We start from the raw sequence: 1,161 nt of genomic DNA, 5'->3' as shown, positions 1-1,161 counted from the left end.
TCAGCTTCAAGCACCTGGGCTAATATTTTTCGAGCTCCATTACGTAATATCTCAGTAATAGGGTCATCAATAAAAGATTCTGGCTTTTTAATTATAATTACATTATCGTTATTCATGGTGTGTGTATCCTTTCCTTTTTTTGGTCGGTTAATTGCCTCGGTAACAATCAACCGATGGATACACCACCTATCTCCCTAAACACAACTTTTGATTATATCTCAAACTGCGGATGATAGCTATTGGTCCTGCTTTATCAGCTATAGCAGCAAAGATGCTGAATTTGTAAAATATTTAAAAGAAAGACTGCGAGGCGAACTGATATCGGTATGGCTTGACTTTGACCAAATTGTCCATGGTGGACAATTGACCGAGCAAATAAAGAGTGCTATTAGTAAGCATGACAAACTTCTCATAGTGCTTTCTAAGAACAGCCTCGAGAGCGATTGGGTAGAGAAAGAAATTAAGGAAGCTTTGAAAAAGGATACCAAAGTACTTTTTCCTATCAGGATTACATCAGTAGATGAGATTAGGAAACATGACTTCATATGGGATACGTTCAAAGATGTTCCAATACTCGATTTTGAATTTGACCCTGAACATGAGGCAGTGAACGCATCCTTTGAAGACTCTTTTTGGAAACTCGTAAAGAGCCTGAAGAAGGCAAAGGGCTCGTCATGAAACGTAACATCCTTGAGCTGAAGTATGAGAATGATATGAATGCGGTATCGCATTAACTGGTGGCCATCCAGAAATGAATATTTTAGGATGCAGCTGTCGCAAGCTATGAGGTATCACCCTATCTCTTTCTGACGGATTACGGCGTTTCCAGGACATGACGAAGTAAGCTTACGTGGGGGCTAACGTTTTTCAAAATATCAATCTGAAAATACAAAAGCCCAACTAAAACATGCTGCGGCCCAGCCACACAGTTTACTGATAGTGCTGGCATAAACCCTCAACCTCTTGTGGAGGACCCGGATAGGTTCTGCCGAACCGGTGATGATAAAAAAGAATAATTAAAGTAACTAAAGTTTCACCGAAATGATGCATGGTTTACTCACGCGACCATCCGTAACAGCGCGTCCACGAAAGATTTTCGGGAGAGTTTCTGGTTTTTGTTGCAAACGGCATTAAAATCATCAGCCAACGCGGCCTTGGCGA

Annotated in this window: 1 protein-coding gene; it reads left to right on the top strand. The window is 40.9% G+C overall.

The window, feature by feature from the left end; all coding sequences use genetic code 11:
* Positions 1 to 207 precede the first annotated feature (207 nt).
* Positions 208 to 678: a toll/interleukin-1 receptor domain-containing protein gene (locus tag VXK47_RS10810; protein ID WP_435548798.1), complete on the top strand. Its 471-nt coding sequence runs from the start codon at positions 208 to 210 to the stop codon at positions 676 to 678.
* The last annotated feature ends 483 nt before the right edge of the window (positions 679 to 1,161 follow it).

The sequence above is a fragment of the Desulfobacterium sp. N47 genome (genome assembly GCF_051233685.1).
Lineage (GTDB): Bacteria > Desulfobacterota > Desulfobacteria > Desulfobacterales > RPRI01 > RPRI01.
This window is presented reverse-complemented; position numbering and strand designations above follow the sequence as displayed.